Here is a 16,519-nt window from a genome sequence, read left to right on the forward strand (position 1 = left end):
GGCGAAGGCCCCCTTTTTTCATGGCGCCGGAGCGCTCCGGGCCTCGACGTCCTTCAGGCAGGCATTGATCGCCGCGTTCGACGTCTGCTCATAGCAATGCGCGGCGGCCGCCCGCATGGCTTTCTGCTGCACGCGGCGCGCTTCCGCGCTGTCGATCTGGTAGCTCATGAGCCACTTCATGGCAAACGCCAGGACGATGCCCATACCGATGGCCGCGCCGACCAGCGTCGACCGCCAGGTTCGGACACGGGGCTCGCGAGGCGCGGGGGCGGCATGCGCGGCGGCATCGAACAAGGCCATCGGCGGCTGCGACGCCGAGCCGCCATGGACCCTTCGGCGTTGCTGGGGCGGTGCTTCCGTCCTGCGCGCCCCGGTTGAAGATTGGTTGTAGTTGCCCATCGATCTGTCGTTGTGAATCGGGCCGCCAGCCCGTTGCATGCACAACGAGACATGCCCTCTTCCAACGCAGATTCATGCATCTTGCGGAAGGCCGCGACCCACCGGATTCTCGCCGCAGAAACCGCTGATCGATGCGGCCAGGTTCGCGCTCAGGCCAGCGCCGGCCCGAACCCGTGGCTGTCGGCCGCCTGCTCGCACGGCACGCGCTCGACCTGCACCGTCGAATGGTGAATGTCGAATTTCTCGGCCAGCATCGCGCGCAACTGCAGCATCAGCGGCGCCATGTCGCCCACCTCGGGCGTGCACACCACGTGCACGCTCAGGCTCACCTTGCCGCTGGACAGCGCCCACACGTGCAGGTCGTGCAGGCTCGCCACGCCCGCGCTGCCGGCCAGCGCACGCTCGACCTCGGGCAGGTCGACGTCGTCGGGCACGCCTTCGAGCAGCACGTTCAGGCTCTCGCGCAACAGCCGCCAGGTGCGCGGCAGCACCCACAGGCCGATGGCCACCGCGATCACCGAGTCGACCCAGGCCCAGCCCGTGAAGCGGATCACCAGCGCACCGACGATCACGCCGACCGAGCCCAGCATGTCGGCCCACACCTCCAGGTACGCGCCCTTCACGTTGAGGCTTTCGTCCTTGCCGGACGCCAGCAGCCGCATGCCGATGAGGTTGACGATCAGCCCGCCGATGGCCACCACCAGCATCATGGTCGACTGGATCTCGGCCGGCGCCGAGATGCGCCGGTAGGCCTCGTACAGCACGTAGATCGCCACGAAGAACAGCAGCACCGCGTTGAGCACCGCCGCGAGGATCTCGAAGCGGTAGTAGCCGAAGGTGCGCCGCTTGTCGGCCGGCCGCTTGCCGATCCAGATGGCCGTGAGCGAGATGGCCAGCGCCACGGTGTCGGTGAACATGTGGGCCGCATCGGACAGCAGCGCCAGGCTGCCCGAGACCAGCCCGCCGATCACCTCGGCCACGAGGTAGGTCCCCGTCAGCAGCAGCGCGATGCGCAGTGCCTTTTCATTGCCACCGACAGCGTGTGAATGCTCATGTGCCATGGGAACCCCGCAGTGAAGGATCGAGTGGCGCGCCGTGGCTCCGGTCTTCGCTCGCCTCCTCCTGCACCTCGTCTTCGTCGCGCCGGTGCGCAATGCGGTAGAGCAGCGGAAGCACCAGCAGCGTCAGCGCGGTCGACGACAGGATACCGCCGATCACCACCGTGGCCAGTGGCCGCTGCACTTCGGCGCCCGTGCCGGTGGCGATCGCCATCGGCACGAAGCCCAGCGACGCGACCAGCGCGGTCATCAGCACCGGCCGCAGGCGGGTGAGCGCGCCTTCGCGGATCGCCGCATCGAGCGGCAGGCCGCCTTCGCGCAGGTTGCGGATGAACGAGATCATCACCAGCCCGTTGAGCACCGCCACGCCCGACAGCGCGATGAAGCCCACTGCCGCCGAGATCGACAGCGGAATGCCCCGCATCCATAGCGCCACGATGCCGCCCGTGAGCGCGAACGGAATGCCGGTGAACACCAGCAGCCCGTCCTTGAGGTTGCCGAACATCGCGAACAGCAGCGTGAACACCAGCAGCAGCGACACCGGCACCACCACCTGCAGGCGCTGGGTGGCCGAGGCGAGGTTTTCGTACTGGCCGCCCCACACGGTCCAGTAGCCGGTGGGAATGGTCACATTGCGCATCGCCTCTTCAGCTTCGGCCACGAAGGAGCCGAGGTCGCGGCCGCGCACGTTCGCGCTCACCACGATGCGGCGCTTGCCGTTCTCGCGGCTCACCTGGTTCGGACCCGGTGCCAGCTCCAGCGTGGCGACTTCGCCCAGCGGGATGAAGCTGGTGCGCAGAGCCTCCGAGCCCGCGCCCTTGGGCAACGCCACCGGCAGGCGCTTGATGGCCTCCAGGTCGGTGCGCAAGTTCTCGGGCAGGCGCACGATGATGTCGAAGCGACGGTCGCCGTCGAACAGCGTGCCGGACTCGCGCCCGCCCACCGCGATGGAAATCGCGTCCTGCACATCGCCCACGTTGAGGCCGTAGCGCGCGGTCTTGCTGCGGTCGATGTTCACGGTGAGCATCGGTAGACCCGTGGTCTGCTCGACCTTCACTTCGGCGGCGCCGGCGATCTTGCCCAGCACGCCAGAGACCTCGGTCGCGGTCTTGTTGAGCACGTCCATGTCGTCGCCGAAGATCTTCACGGCCACGTCGCTGCGCACACCCGAGATCAGCTCGTTGAAGCGCAACTGGATCGGCTGCGAGAACTCGTAGTTGTTGCCCGGCAGCTTCTCGACTTCTTCCTGCACGGCCGCAAGAATCTCGGCGCGCGTGCGCTTTGGCTTGGGCCATTCGCTCTCGGGCTTGAGCATGATGTAGCCGTCGGAGATGTTCGGCGGCATCGGGTCCGACGCGATCTCGGCCGTGCCGGTGCGCGCGAACACGCGCTCGATCTCCGGAAACTTTTCTTTCAGCGTGCGTTCGAGCTGCTTTTGCATCTCGACCGACTGCGTGAGGCTGGTGCCCGGAATGCGCAGTGCCTGAATCGCGAAGTCGCCCTCGCTCAGGCTGGGCACGAACTCCGTGCCCAGGCGCGTGGCCAGCAGGCCCGACAGCAGCACCGCCACCACGGCCGTGGTGATGACAAACGGCTTGGCGTTCATCACGCGCGTCAGCAGCGGCTCGTAGCCCCGTTTGGCCCACTGCATCAGGCGGTTTTCCTTTTCGCCGACCTTGTTGCCGATGAACAGCGCCACGGCCGCAGGAATGAAGGTGATCGACAGGATCATCGCGCCCAGCAACGCGATCACCACCGTGAAGGCCATCGGGTGGAACAGCTTGCCCTCCACGCCCGTGAGCGCAAAGATCGGCAGGTACACGATCATGATGATGAGCTGGCCGAACAGCAGCGGGCGCCGTGCCTCCTGCGAGGCCGCGAACACTTCATGAAAGCGCTCGCTGCGCGTGAGCGGCCTTCCATACTTGGCCTGCGCATGGGCCAGCCTTCGCACGCAGTTCTCGACGATCACCACCGCCCCGTCGATGATGATGCCGAAGTCGAGCGCGCCCAGGCTCATGAGGTTGGCGCTGATCTTCTGGTTCACCATGCCGGTGAAGGTGAAGAGCATCGACAGCGGGATCACCAGCGCGGTGATCAGCGCCGCGCGGATGTTGCCGAGGAACAGGAACAGGATCGCGATGACCAGCACCGCGCCCTCGAACAGGTTCTTCTTGACCGTGGCGATGGCCTTGTCGACCAGCACCGTGCGGTCGTACACCGTCACGGCCTTCACGCCGGCGGGCAGCGTGCGGTTGATCTCCTGCATCTTCTTGTCGACGGCCTGCGACACGGTGCGGCTGTTCTCGCCGATCAGCATGAACACCGTGCCCAGCACGACCTCGCGGCCGTTGTCGGTGGCGGCGCCCGTGCGCAGTTCCTTGCCGATGCCGACCTCGGCCACGTCCTGCACGCGCAGCGGCACGCCGTTGGCATTGCCCAGGATCACGTTGCCGATGTCTTCCGCCGACTTGACCTGCCCCGGCGCGCGAATGAGGTATTGCTCGCCGCGCTTTTCGATGTAGCCCGCGCCCACGTTGGCGTTGTTGCGCTCCAGCGCGGTGACCAGGTCGGTCATGGTGAGGCCGTGGGCCAGCAGCTTGGCCGGGTCGGGTGCGATCTGGAACTCCTTGGCGTAGCCGCCGATGGAGTTGATTTCGGTCACGCCCGTCACGTTGCGCAGCTGCGGCTTGATGATCCAGTCCTGGATCTCGCGCAGGTCGGTCGGGGTGTAGGGCTTGCCGTCGGCCTTCTTCGCGCCCTCCTCGGCCTCGACGGTCCACAGGTAGATCTCGCCCAGGCCGGTCGAGATGGGTCCGATCACGGGCGACACGCCGCGCGGCATCTTCTCGCGCGCCGACTGGATGCGCTCGTTGACGAGCTGCCGCGCGAAGTAGATGTCGGTGCCGTCCTCGAAGATCACCGTCACCTGCGACAGGCCGTAGCGCGAGAGCGAACGGGTCTGTTGCAAACCGGGCAGGCCGGCCATGACGGTTTCGATCGGGTAGGTCACGCGCTGCTCCGCCTCCAGCGGCGAGTAGCCGGGCGCGGCGGTGTTGATCTGCACCTGCACGTTGGTGATGTCGGGCACCGCGTCGATGGGCAGCTTCTGGTAGCTGAAGACGCCGAGCGCAGCCATGCCGAGCACGGCCAGCAGGATCAGCCAGCGCTGCTCTATCGAGAAGCGGATGATTCGTTCGAACATGCGGGCGTCCTCAGTGGGTGTGCGTGGCCGAGCTCTTGCCCTGCTGCGACTTCACGACGAAGCTGCCGCTGGCGGCGTAGGCGGTGCCGGGCTTCAGGCCGCTCACGATCTCGATGCGCTGGCCGTCGCTGCGGCCGGTCTGCACGTGCTGCGGCAGGAAGCCACCGGGCACCTTGAGGAAGACGGTGGGCTTTTCTTCGACCGTCTGCACCGCGTCCGCCGTCACGGTGACGGGCACCTGCGCCTCGGACGACACCAGCTCGACATTCACGAACAGGCCCGGGCGCCAGATGCGCTGCGGGTTGGTCAGCGTGACGCGCGCGGTGGCCGTGCGCGTCTGCGCGCCGATCAGCGAGCCCACGTACGACACCGTGCCGCTGGCCGTCTGGTCGAAGGCGCTGGAACGGATGCTCACCGGCTCGCCGATGCGCACCAGGTTCAGGTTGTTGGCGGCCACGCTGATCTCGGCCCACACGGTCGACAGGTCGGAGATGGTGAAGACGTTGACCGCCTCGCCCACCGACTCGCCGAGCGAGATGTGCTTTTCGACCACCATGCCGTCGAAGGGCGCGCGCAGCTCGTAGCGGCCGAGGGCCGACGCGCCCGGCGTGGCGCCCAGCGCCAGCAGCTTCTGGTTGGCGTTGGCCACGGCGATCTGCGACTCCTGCATCGCCTGCTGGGCGGCCAGGTAGTCCTGCTGCGGAGAGATCTTTTCTTCCCACAGCTTCTTCTCGCGCTCGTAGGTGGTGCGCGCCAGTTCCAGCCGGCGCTGGGCCGACTGCAATGCGCTGCGCTGCTCCGACAGTGCCGGGCTCGACAGCACGGCCAGCACCTGGCCGCGCTTGACCTCCTGTCCCAGGTTGGCCGACACGCTGTCGACCACGCCCGCCACGCGCGGCACCACGTGGGCCGTGCGGTCTTCGTTGAACTTGATCTCGCCAGGCAGCTGCAGCGACGACTTGATGCGCGCGGGGCCGGCGTTCTCGATCGCCATGCCGGCGGCCTTGATCTGCTCGTCGGTGAAGGCGATGGTTTCTTCGTCTTCCTTGTGCTCGGCGGAGGCCTTCGCGGGCTCACCGGCTTCCTTGCCCTGCTCGGTCTTCTCTGCCTTCGGTGCCTCGGCGCCCTTCTCGCCCGCAGCCTCCTCGTGGTGCTCCTTGTCGGCATGCCCCTTGGCCTCGGCGTGGCTGTGGTCGTGGTCCTTGCCCTCTTCCTTGCCTTGCTTCCCGCCCTCTTCGTGGTGCTCGCCGTCGCCGTGTCCGGCCGCTTCCGAATGGCCGGCCGCCTCGGGCTTGGCGGGCGCCGTGCGCAGGATCAGCGCGCCGACGCCGAGCCCCACGACAAGCACCGCCACGATGGCGAGCCACTGCTTCTTGCCGACGCGTTCGGCGAGCGATTGACGTTCTTTTGTGTTCATGGTCTGTTGGTTCCTTGTCGGTCAGCGCGCGGGTGGCGTCGCGTTCGGTGTTTCATCGCCTTCGGTGCCCAGCAGCCGGTCGAGATCGCCGGACGCGCGGTAGGCATCGGCCAGCGCGACCAGGTACTGCGTGCGCACCTGGAACAGCGTGCGTTGCGCATCCAGCGCTTCGAGAAAGCTGAACTTGCCCAGCTCGAAGCCCTTGGTGGCGGCCTTGAAGGCGGTCTCGGCACCGGGCAGCGCGTCGCGCTGCAGCGTCTCGGCGGTGGCGCGCGCCGAGCGCAGGCGCTCGATGGCCTGCGCCACGTCGGCGCCCAGCTGCAGCTCGGCGGCGGCGAGGTCGTCGCGTGCCTTTTCCTCGCGGCTCAGGGCTTCGGCCAGGTTGCCCCGGTTGGTGTCGAAGATCGGCAGCGGAATCGACACGCCCACCACCACCTGGTTGCGGCGGCTGCTGCTGGCGTTGGCGCCTTCGGTTTCGGTGGGTGCCGGCACGCGCTTGACGCCCAGCGACACCGTGACGTCAGGCACGCGCTTGGCGCGCTCCAGGCTCGACAGCGCCTCGCGCCGCTCGATCTCGAGCCGCGCCTGCCGCAGCACGGGCGCCGCGAAGAAGCGGCCTTCCACATCCTTCGACGTCGCGACCACCGGCAACTGATCGACCGTGCCATCGGCCAGCGTGAAGCGCGGGCTCGGGTTGCCCCACAGCGCAGCCAGTTGCTGGCGCGCCGAGCGCAGCGTGCCTTCGGCCTGCAGCAACTCGACGCGCGTGCCGGACTCGGCCACGCGCGCCCTGGTTTCTTCCAGCGGCGATACCTTGCCGGCCGCCACGCGGTTGGTGGCGGCGCGGGTGGCGGTTTGTGCAAGGCCCAGGGAATCCTGCGCCAGCCGCAGGCGCTCCTGGGCGGTGAGCACGTCGAAGAAGGCCGTGACGGTCAGGGCGCGCAGCTCGGAGCGGCGCGCGACCAGCGCCGACGCGGCCTGGTCGCGCGCGCGTTCCGCCGCCGTCACGCGGGCCGCGCGCTTGCCGCCCAGCTCGATGGGCTGGCCCAGCTGCACGGTGGTGGTGCGGTTGTCACGGCGCAGGTCTTCCACCTGTGCGCTCAACACCGGGTTGGGCCAGGCGCCGGCCTGGACGATGGCGCCTTCGGTGGCTTCCTGCTCGCGCACGGCGGCGGACAGGCTGGGGTTGGACTGCAGCACCATCGAAACGGCGCTGTGCAGGGTCAGCGGGCCCGCGGGCTCCAGCGTCCTGGCGGCTGGCCGGGACGATGGCTGGGATGACTGGGTGCCGGCAACAGTCGAGGTCTGTGGCTGCAGCGACTGTGACGACTGTGGCGACTGTGAATAGGCCGGGGGTACCGCCAAGGCCAAGACGGCCAGCGGCACGAAGAGCGTGCGCATCGAATTCTCCTGGGTTGCGAAACAACGGACGGACGAATTCGGCGAGAGCTCAGCTGATGAAAAAGACGATCAGTGGGGTTGTGTTCTCTCGCCGAATCAGACGGCAAGAGACCAGTCGGGACGGACCGGAACGTCGGAGATGTGCGAGACGAAGGCCTCGGCGGTCAGGGCACGCGGAAGCTGCGAGAGCACCGGCAGCGCAGGCAGTTCGCCCGCGGTCAGGTCGGTGTGCTGGGCGTGGCCGAAATGGCTGACCGTGCAATGGCCGGCCGCCGCGCCCGGCTGGGTGCCGGTGTCTTTCTTGGCACCGTCGCCGGTGTGGGTGCGATCGGTGCCGCCCCGCTCGTCTTCGTGGTGGCCCCAGTGCTGGGGCTGCGTGTCGCGCTCATGCTGGCAGTACGCCGCCGACGCCGCCCAGCTGAGCTGGAACGGGAGCAGGAACAGCAGGAAGATCAGAAGCCAGCGGCGCATGGAGTCAAAAAGTATATCGATGGCCTGTGACGCGGCCCTGGGCAAAGGCCCTGCAATGTGCGGGCCTGGCGCAATGTATGACACGCACCCGAGGCCTTGTCCGTCAATAGGATTACTAAATCGTAACCTCCGTATCAAGAGGGGTTCGGTACCATCCGGCGATGCGCATTCTTGTCATTGAAGACGAGCCCAAGCTGGGCGATTACCTGAAAAAGGGGCTCGAAGAGAACGGGTACGTGGTCGACATCGCCCGTGACGGCATCGAGGGGAGATACCTTGCCACCGAAGGCGACTACGCACTCGTTCTGCTCGACGTGATGCTGCCGGGCATCGACGGCTTCGCCGTCCTGCAGGCCATCCGGCGCACCAAGAACGTGCCGGTCCTGGTGCTCACCGCGCGCGACAAGGTCGAAGACCGCGTGCAGGGGCTGCAGCAAGGCGCCGACGACTACCTCGTCAAGCCCTTTTCCTTTTCCGAATTGCTGGCGCGCGTGCAGGCGCTGCTCCGGCGCGGCAAGCCGCAGGAGTCGACCGTGCTGCGGCTGGCCGACCTCGAACTCGACCTTGCCAGCCGCAAGTGCTTTCGCAACCGCGTGCGGCTGGACCTCACGGCCAAGGAGTTCACGCTGCTGGTGGTGCTGCTGCGCCGGCGCGGCCAGATCCTGTCGCGCACCACGCTGGCCGAGCAGGTCTGGGACATGAACTTCGACAGCGACACCAACGTGGTCGAAGTGGCGATCCGCCGCCTTCGCAGCAAGCTCGACGACCCGTTCGAGGTGAAGCTCCTGCACACGGTGCGCGGCATGGGCTACGTGCTGGAAGACCGCTCCTGGGCATGAGCCCTCGGCCGCACTCGATACAAAGCCGGCTCTCGCTCTGGTTTGCCGCGCAGACCCTGTTCGGACTGAGCGTGATCTGCCTTGCGATCTACCTCGTCACCGCGTGGAACTTCGCCCAGAAGCAGCAGGACGAACTCGACCACAAGGCGGTGCTGGTGCTGCACCTGCTGGAAGAGGCGGAGAAAGGCGGCGATCTGGTCTTTCTCCGGCACAAGCTGAACGACTTCTTCTCGATGCAGGACGACGTGTCGCTGTCGATCTCGCATGCGGGCAGCGAGCTTTTTCAATCGACACCCGCACCGGGCGGCCGCTGGATGCGGCGCGACCTGGAAGTGCCCTGGCACCAGGGCGGCAACACGACGCAGCTGTCGGTGCAGATCGGCGTGAACATGGCGCAAGAGGCGCGGCTGCTCGAACGCCTGGCTTGGACGCTGCTGGGCGCCGTCGTGCTGGGCACGGCGCTGGTGTCGCTCACCGGCACGTGGCTGGTGCGGCGTGGTTTGCGCCCGTTGAAGGCGCTGGCCGAACGCACCGCGGCGATGGCACCCGACAAGGCCAACCGGCCCATCGACGCGATGGCCTTCGCCGAAGAACTGCGGCCCTGGATCACGCAGTTCAATGCCCTGCTGCTGCGCGTGCAGCGGGCCTACGTGCAGCTCGAATCCTTCAATGCCGACGTGGCGCACGAACTGCGCACGCCGCTGGCCAACCTGATCGGCTCCACCGAACTCGCGCTCACGCGCCCGCGCAGCAACGAAGAGCTGCAGACCGTGCTGGCGTCGAACCTCGAAGAAGTCGGCCGGCTCTCGGGCATCGTCACCGACATGCTGTTTCTTTCGCAGGCCGACCGTGGCGTGCCGATGCGCACACGGGCCGCCGCAAGCCTGGCCGTGCAGGCTGGCAACGTGATCGACTTCTACGACGCCATGCTCGAAGAAGCCGGCCTGCGTGCCGAAGTGAGTGGCGACGCGATGGCCGATGTGGATGCCGCGCTGATACGGCGCGCGCTCTCCAACCTGCTGGGCAATGCGATCCGCTTCGCAACACCGGCCTCCACCCTCCGCATCGAGATCGCGCAGGACGGCGACGAGTTCACCATCGCCGTCATCAACCACGGCGAACCGATCGACCCCGCCGCGTTGCCGCGCCTGTTCGAGCGCTTCTACCGTGCCGCCCAGGCCAGGGACAGCTCGACCCGGCACCACGGCCTCGGGCTGTCGATCGTCGAGGCCATTGCGCGCATGCATGGCGGACGCGTGTTCGCGGCCAGCCAGGGCGGCAAGACGCGCATCGGGTTCACGGTATTGCGGCGCGCCGGCTGACGGGGCTGCGCGGCCCGTCAGTCGCCGCGCCGTTCAGGGCTTGGCGGGGGTGCGATGGGCATCGGCCGCATCGGCCATTGGTGCCTTGCGCCCGATGAACAGGTTGATGAGCGGCCCCGTCATCGCGGTGGTCACCAGCGCCATCACCAGCAGCATCGTGAACAGCTCGGGGCCGATCAGGCCGGCGTCGAGGCCGATCTTCATCACGATCAGTTCCATCAGGCCGCGCGCGTTCATCAACGAGCCCGTGGCCAGGCTGTCGCGCCAGCCGTAGCCCGCCATGCGGGCGCCGACCGCGCCGCCGGCGATCTTGCCGACCGTGGCAACGCCCACGATCAACAGCATCGCCCCCATGCTCGCCCCCGAGAAGGCATTGGATGTGGTGCCCAGCCCCGCCAGCGCGAAGAACAGCGGCATCAGCACGACGATGGAAATCGGCTCGATGCGCTCGGTCAGCGACTTCAGCAGCCGGTCGTCGCGCGGCAAACAAGCGCCGAACAGGAAGGCGCCGAACACCGCATGCAGGTGCAGCCATTCGGTGACCAGCGCGCACAGCAGCAGGCCGATCATCAGCGACGCCATCACCGTGGTCGACGGCTCGCCATCGGGCGCCTTCACGCGCAGCAGCCAGGCAAAGCCCGGCTTGAGCCCGAAGAACAGCGCGCACAGCACCACCGCCATGCCCATCGTGGTCTTGAGCAGGCCGGCGTAGCCCTCGCCCGCCCCGACCAACGCGACCACGAAGGCCAGCAGGATCCAGGCGAACACATCGACCACCGCCGCCGCGCCGAGCGACAGCTGGCCGAAGGGCGTGCGCGTCATGCCGCGGTCCTTGAGGATGCGCGCCATCACCGGAAAGGCCGTGATCGACAGCGCGGCCGCCATGAAGAGTGCGAACGGCCAGAAGCCGACACCTTTGGGCGCGAGCGCCGGATACAACGCCGGCGATATCGCGATGCCCAGTGCCAGCGGCACCACGACGCTCAGCACGCCCACGTAGCCCGCGGAGCGCAACTGCTCGCGCATGGTTTTCGTGGAGCGCAGCTCCAGCCCGACCACGAACATGAACAGCACCAACCCCAGCGTCGAGAGCGAAGACAGCCCCTGCAGCGATTCCTTCGAGAACAGCTGCGCGTGCAGCGAGGGAAAGAGCGCCCCCATGACCACCGGCCCGAGCATCAGGCCCGCCGCCATTTCGCCCACCACCGAGGGCTGCCCCACGTGGCGCAGGACCCAGCCGCAAACACGCGCGGTCGTGAGGATGACGATCAGTTGAAGCAGCAGGGACGTGGCGGACATGGACCGGATCGCGTGAACAGAAAAGTGTGGCGGCGATGTTAGTCCGGGCCGCCCTCCTCCAGCCATCGCTTCGCCCATTGGTTGAGCGGCGTCAGGCGCTTGACCAGCTCGGCGCCCGATTCGGTGAGCTGGTAGCCCGCGTCCACGAGCACCACCACGCCCGTCGCGCGCAGCTCCTTGAGCCGGTCGTTCAGCACCGACGGCGACATGTCGTCGGTGCTCACGCGCAGCGCCCTGAAGCTCTGCGGCAGGCCGTCGCGCAACTCCCAGAGGATGCGCAGCGTGCCCTTGCGGCCCAGCTGCTCCAGCAGCCGCATGATGGGGCGCCGCGACACGACGGGCGCGGCCTGCGGGGCGGTGGTTTCTTCGTCTTCCATGACGCTCTTTCGATGAAGGTTCGGCGGCACACCTTGCGCTACGCATTTCGTAGCGATAGACTGCACCAAATCGCTACGCAATCCGTAGCGATTTCCGTCGCATTCTATGAAAGGAACCGCCCGTGATCCACCCCGCCTCCGAAAGCCTGGACCCGAACCCCGCACCGAGAATCCCGCCGCTCGCGCCGCCCTACCCCGAACCCATCGGCGAACTGCTGACACGCATGACGCCGCGACAGGCGCCCGAGATCCTGGCGCTGTTCCGCGTGATGGCCGTGAACCCTGCGCTGACCGAACACACGATGGGCCTGGGCCGCTACCTGCTGGGCCGCAAGGCGGCCATCAGCCTGCGCGAACGCGAGATCGTGATCGTGCGGGTCTGCGCCCGTTGCGGCGCCGAATACGAATGGGGCGTGCACTGGACCGGCTTTGCCGACGCTGCCGGCTTCAACGAAACCGACCGGCGCGTGATGGCCTCGGCCGATGGCGACCTCTCGCTGCTGGCGCCGCGCGACCGGCTGCTGGTGTCGATGGTCGACCAGCTGCACGACACGAGCGATGTCGACGATGCGCTGTGGGAGGCCCTGAACGCGCATTGGAGCCACGCGCAGCTGGTCGAGCTGATGATGCTCGCCGGGTGGTATCACTCGGTCAGCTATGTGTGCAACGCGGCGCGCGTGCCGCTCGAGAAATGGGCGGCGCGCTGGTGATTGCAGCGCCTCGCAAGGCGCCCACGTTTGACCGATCTCGGGGCCGACGCTAGCATCGATCCCATGGTCGCCCGCTCTCTTTCCCTCTCCCTGCTTGCCCGCGCATGCTGTCACGGTCGGCCTGGGGGAGCCTGCGGCTAGCGCCTGCATCACGTCCGCATCCCCGATGGCCACCCGTTGAAAGACCGGTGGCTTTTTCTTTGCCTCGACGCTTCAACCCGCACGACAACCCACAAGAAAGAAGTCCGCATGCCTCTGGCCCTGTACGACACCTGGTCGCGCTCCGTGCGCCCCTTCGCTCCCTTGCAGCCCGAGCACGTGGGCCTGTACTGCTGCGGACCGACGGTGTACGACTACGCGCACATCGGCAACCTTCGAACCTACGTGTTCGAGGACGTACTGCGCCGCGTGCTGATGCTCAACGGCTACCAGGTGCGGCATGTGGTCAACATCACCGACGTCGGGCACCTCGTCTCGGATGCCGACGAAGGCGAAGACAAGATGGAGAAAGGCAGCCGCCGCACCGGGCAATCCGCCTGGGCCATCGCCGCGCACTACACGGAGGCCTTTCAGGCCGACTGGCGGGCCTTGAACCTGCTGGAGCCCACGGCGTGGCCGCGCGCCACCGACCACATTCCCGAGCAGTTGGAATTCATCGCCGAACTGCAGCGCGGCGGCTACACCTACCAGACGTCTGACGGCGTGTACTTCGACACGACCCGGCAGGACGACTACGGCCACCTGGCCCGCCTCGAACGCGCAGGCCTGCGCGCTGGAAAAAGGGTGGCGATGGGCGAGAAGCGCGACGCCTGCGACTTCGCGCTCTGGAAGTTCAGTCCGACCGACTCCCAACGACAGATGGAATGGGACAGCCCCTGGGGCCGGGGCTTTCCCGGCTGGCACATCGAATGCTCGGCCATGTCGGCCAAGTACCTGGGCCCGTGGTTCGACATTCATTGCGGTGGCGAAGACCACGTCGGCGTGCATCACAGCAACGAGATCGCGCAGACGCAGGCGCGCCACGGCACGCGGCTCGCCAACTTCTGGATGCACGGCCACTTCCTCACGCTGGACGACAAGAAGATGACCAAAGCCGACGGCGATTTCGTGCGCCTGCAGACGTTGGTCGACCAAGGCATCGACCCGCTGGCCTACCGTTATCTGTGCCTTACCGCGCACTACCGGAGCACGCTGCGCTTCACCGAAGAAGCGATCGGCGGGGCGCAGTCGGCGCTGGACCGGCTGCGCAAGGCCTATGCGAGTTGGCCGGCAGATGGCGGCACGGCGCATGAAGGCTTCGTGAGCCGCTTCAACGCCGAGGTCAATCAAGACCTCAATGTGCCGCGTGCGCTGGCGTTGCTTTGGGAGCTGGTCCGAAGCGATGTCCCCACGGCCACGCGGCGCGCCACGGTCGACCATTTCGACACGGTGCTGGGCTTGCGGCTGGACGATTGGCAGGCGCCGGTACAGCAGGTGCCAGCGGACATCGCCGCCCTGCTCGCGTCACGTCAGGAGGCGCGAGCCGCCCGGGACTGGGCAGAAGCCGATCGACTTCGGAATGCTCTGCGCGACCAAGGCTGGCAGGTCGAGGACAGTGCGGACGGACAGCGGTGGAGCCGGTGCGAGAAGTAGCTTCGGCTCGCACCGGACTGCTCACTTCTCGGTGCGCATCAGCCGCAACCCGTTCGCCACCACCAGCAGGCTCGCGCCCATGTCCGCGAACACCGCCATCCACATGGTCGCGCTGCCGAACACCGCGAGCACGAAGAACACGCCCTTGATGCCGAGTGCCAGCGTGATGTTCTGCCACAGCACCGCATGCGCGCGGCGCGACAGGCGGATGGTCTCTGGGATGCGGCGCAGGTCGTCATTCATGATGACCACGTCGGCCGCTTCCATCGCCGTGTCGGTGCCTGCGCCACCCATGGCGAAGCCGATGTCGGCCTGCGCGAGCGCGGGGGCGTCGTTGATGCCATCGCCGGTCATCGCGGCGGCGCCGTAGCGCTGCTGCATGGCCTTGATGGCGTCGAGCTTTTCTTCGGGCAAGAGGTTGCCGCGCACATCGTCGATGCCGGCGTGGGCGCCGATGGTCTTGGCGGTCGCGGTGTTGTCGCCGGTGAGCATCACGGGTGCGACGCCCAGCGCGCGCAGCTCGGCGATGGCCGCCTGCGACGATTCCTTGATGGTGTCGGCCACGGCGAACAGCGCGAGCACGGCCTGGCCCGAAGCCAGCAGTGTGACGGTGCGGCCCGCTTCTTCATGGCGCTGGAGTTCGGCTTCGAGCGCCGGCGTGCACAGGCCCCGCCCTTCGATCAGCCGATGGTTGCCCAGCACATAGGTCTGCCCCGCCAGCGTGCCCTGCACGCCGCGGCCGGGCAATGCGGTGAAGTCGGCCACTTCGTCCTGCTGGCCCTTCAGGCCCTCGACGATGGCCTTCGACACGGGGTGGTCGGAGCGGCCCGCAATGCTCGCGGCAATCGCGTACACGGCAGCCTGGTTGCCCGAGGTGTCGATCAGCACCGACTCGACCAGCTTGGGCTTGCCTTCGGTGATGGTGCCCGTCTTGTCGAGCGCGATCGCCTTGAGCTTGCGCGCCTCTTCGAGGTAGGTGCCGCCCTTGATGAGAATGCCGCGCCGCGCGGCGGCAGCGAGTGCACTCACCACGGTGACGGGCGTGGAGATCACCAGCGCGCAAGGGCACGCGATGACCAGCAGCACCAGTGCCTTGTAGATGGACTGCATCCACGTCCAGTCGAGGAACAACGGCGTGAGCACGGCCACGGCCAGCGCCAGCACGAAGACCGTGGGCGTGTAGATGGCGGCGAACTTGTCGACGAAGCGCTGCGTCGGCGCGCGCGAGCCCTGGGCTTCTTCGACGGCGTGGATGATGCGCGCCAGCGTGGTGTTGGAGGCCACCGCCGTCACGCGGAATTCGAGCGCAGCGGTCTGGTTGATGGTGCCTGCGAACACCGGGTCGCCGACAGTCTTGTCGACCGGAATGCTCTCGCCGGTGACCGGTGCCTGATCGATGGCACTGGTGCCGGCGGTGACGACGCCGTCGAGCGGCACGCGCTCGCCGGGGCGGATGCGCGCGACGGCGCCCAGCTCCACCGCATTGGCCATCACGGTCTGCCAGCTGCCGTCGGCCTGCTTCACCTCGGCCTGTTCGGGCGCGAGCGCCAGCAGGCTCTGGATGGCGTTGCGTGCGCGGTCGACGGCGCGAGCCTCGATCAGCTCGGCAATCGCATAGAGCGCCATCACCATCGCGGCTTCGGGCCACTGGCCGATGATGAAGGCGCCCGTGACGGCCACGGCCATGAGCGCGTTGATGTTCAGGCGTCCGCGCACGAGTGCGGCGAAGCCCTTCTTGTAGGTGTCGAGGCCGGCAAGGCCGATGGCGCCCAGCGCGAGGATCACCTCGGCCGCCTTGAAGCCGATGCCATCGAGCGCCAGGAACGAGATCGACTCGGCCGCGACAGCCAGCACCAGCGCGGCGATCAGGCGCACGAGGCCGGTGCTCATGCCTGCGATTTGCGCGGGCGCGGCGGCGGCCTGCGAGCCGGAGGCGGGGCCGCCCGCTGCGTTCAGCGGCTCGGGCTTGAAGCCGGCCTTGCGGATGGCGGCGAGCGCCTCGGGCAGCACGCCGTCGTCGGTGGTGATGGCCATCGTGCGTTCGCCAAGCCGGAAGCGCAGCGCCTTGACGCCTGCGATGGGCTCCAGCGCGCGGCGGATTTCGGACTCTTCCACGGCGCAGTCCATGGTGGGAATGCGAAACAGCAAGGCGCCCTTCGGCACGTCGGCCGGCTCGGGAGGCGCCAGCGGGATCGCGCCGTGGCTGGCGCCGCCGCAGCAGGCATCCTCGCCATGCGCGTGCGCTTCGGCCTTGGCGGGCGGATGCGCGTGGGCGTGGTCATGGCTGTGGTCGTCGCCATGCGGATGGGGGTGCGAATGCGTGTGCGGCACGGGCCGGGTCAGAGCGTTCTGGTTCGTCATGGAATCGATTGGAAACCCTGAAGCAGGT

13 protein-coding genes are annotated in these 16,519 nt (G+C 67.7%); 4 read left to right on the top strand and 9 right to left on the bottom strand.

What is annotated here, in order from left to right; translation table 11 throughout:
• Nucleotides 1-18: 18 nt before the first annotated feature.
• The 6 genes from ACGLHS_RS23375 to ACGLHS_RS23400 all read right to left on the bottom strand — a co-directional run bounded on the left by ACGLHS_RS23375 (nucleotide 19) and on the right by ACGLHS_RS23400 (nucleotide 7,951).
• On the bottom strand, nucleotides 19-399 hold the full coding sequence (locus ACGLHS_RS23375) for a hypothetical protein (RefSeq protein WP_394483673.1): 381 nt from the start codon (nucleotides 397-399) through the stop codon (nucleotides 19-21).
• 149 nt (nucleotides 400-548) lie between these two features.
• On the bottom strand, nucleotides 549-1,460 hold the full coding sequence (locus tag ACGLHS_RS23380) for a cation diffusion facilitator family transporter (RefSeq protein ID WP_093239225.1): 912 nt from the start codon (nucleotides 1,458-1,460) through the stop codon (nucleotides 549-551).
• Nucleotides 1,450-4,662 carry a CusA/CzcA family heavy metal efflux RND transporter gene (locus tag ACGLHS_RS23385; RefSeq protein ID WP_394483675.1) on the bottom strand — a complete coding sequence of 1,071 codons (3,213 nt, stop codon included), beginning with the start codon at nucleotides 4,660-4,662 and terminating at the stop codon, nucleotides 1,450-1,452. The genes ACGLHS_RS23380 and ACGLHS_RS23385 overlap by 11 nt, the downstream gene beginning before the upstream one ends.
• Nucleotides 4,663-4,672: 10 nt before the next feature.
• A complete protein-coding gene (locus ACGLHS_RS23390; protein WP_394483677.1) occupies nucleotides 4,673-6,079 on the bottom strand; it encodes an efflux RND transporter periplasmic adaptor subunit in 1,407 nt (468 codons plus the stop codon).
• A 21-nt stretch (nucleotides 6,080-6,100) separates the two neighbouring features.
• Nucleotides 6,101-7,480 (bottom strand): TolC family protein, encoded by a 1,380-nt coding sequence (locus ACGLHS_RS23395; protein WP_394483679.1) that lies wholly within the window; start codon nucleotides 7,478-7,480, stop codon nucleotides 6,101-6,103.
• 96 nt (nucleotides 7,481-7,576) lie between these two features.
• The gene (locus ACGLHS_RS23400; protein WP_394483681.1) at nucleotides 7,577-7,951 is read right to left on the bottom strand and encodes a hypothetical protein; all 375 of its coding nucleotides are present in this window, start codon (nucleotides 7,949-7,951) and stop codon (nucleotides 7,577-7,579) included.
• 161 nt (nucleotides 7,952-8,112) lie between these two features.
• On the opposite strand from ACGLHS_RS23400, the gene ACGLHS_RS23405 reads away from it, so the two are divergent.
• Together ACGLHS_RS23405 and ACGLHS_RS23410 are read left to right on the top strand one after the other, a co-directional pair.
• The gene (locus ACGLHS_RS23405) at nucleotides 8,113-8,790 is read left to right on the top strand and encodes a heavy metal response regulator transcription factor (protein ID WP_093239218.1); all 678 of its coding nucleotides are present in this window, start codon (nucleotides 8,113-8,115) and stop codon (nucleotides 8,788-8,790) included.
• A complete protein-coding gene (locus ACGLHS_RS23410; RefSeq protein WP_394483683.1) occupies nucleotides 8,787-10,112 on the top strand; it encodes a heavy metal sensor histidine kinase in 1,326 nt (441 codons plus the stop codon). Before ACGLHS_RS23405 ends, ACGLHS_RS23410 begins: the two co-directional genes overlap by 4 nt.
• A 33-nt stretch (nucleotides 10,113-10,145) precedes the next feature.
• On the opposite strand, the gene ACGLHS_RS23415 is transcribed toward ACGLHS_RS23410, so the two are convergent.
• The gene (locus ACGLHS_RS23415; RefSeq protein WP_394483685.1) at nucleotides 10,146-11,411 is read right to left on the bottom strand and encodes a cation:proton antiporter; all 1,266 of its coding nucleotides are present in this window, start codon (nucleotides 11,409-11,411) and stop codon (nucleotides 10,146-10,148) included.
• A 38-nt stretch (nucleotides 11,412-11,449) separates the two neighbouring features.
• On the bottom strand, nucleotides 11,450-11,788 hold the full coding sequence (locus ACGLHS_RS23420; RefSeq protein ID WP_394483687.1) for a winged helix-turn-helix transcriptional regulator: 339 nt from the start codon (nucleotides 11,786-11,788) through the stop codon (nucleotides 11,450-11,452).
• Nucleotides 11,789-11,910: 122 nt separating this feature from the next.
• Here ACGLHS_RS23420 and ACGLHS_RS23425 point away from each other — a divergent pair, with 122 nt between their 5' ends.
• Nucleotides 11,911-12,498 carry a carboxymuconolactone decarboxylase family protein gene (locus ACGLHS_RS23425; protein WP_256327252.1) on the top strand — a complete coding sequence of 196 codons (588 nt, stop codon included), beginning with the start codon at nucleotides 11,911-11,913 and terminating at the stop codon, nucleotides 12,496-12,498.
• Nucleotides 12,499-12,747: 249 nt separating this feature from the next.
• Nucleotides 12,748-14,130, top strand: a complete 1,383-nt coding sequence (gene cysS / locus ACGLHS_RS23430; protein ID WP_394483689.1) for a cysteine--tRNA ligase — start codon at nucleotides 12,748-12,750, stop codon at nucleotides 14,128-14,130.
• A 21-nt stretch (nucleotides 14,131-14,151) separates the two neighbouring features.
• On the opposite strand, the gene ACGLHS_RS23435 is transcribed toward cysS, so the two are convergent.
• Nucleotides 14,152-16,491, bottom strand: coding sequence for a heavy metal translocating P-type ATPase (locus ACGLHS_RS23435; RefSeq protein ID WP_394483691.1), 2,340 nt, complete (start codon nucleotides 16,489-16,491; stop codon nucleotides 14,152-14,154).
• Between the last annotated feature and the right edge of the window lie 28 nt (nucleotides 16,492-16,519).

Source organism: Variovorax sp. VaC1 (assembly GCF_043658315.1).
In the GTDB taxonomy this organism is placed as follows: domain Bacteria; phylum Pseudomonadota; class Gammaproteobacteria; order Burkholderiales; family Burkholderiaceae_C; genus Variovorax.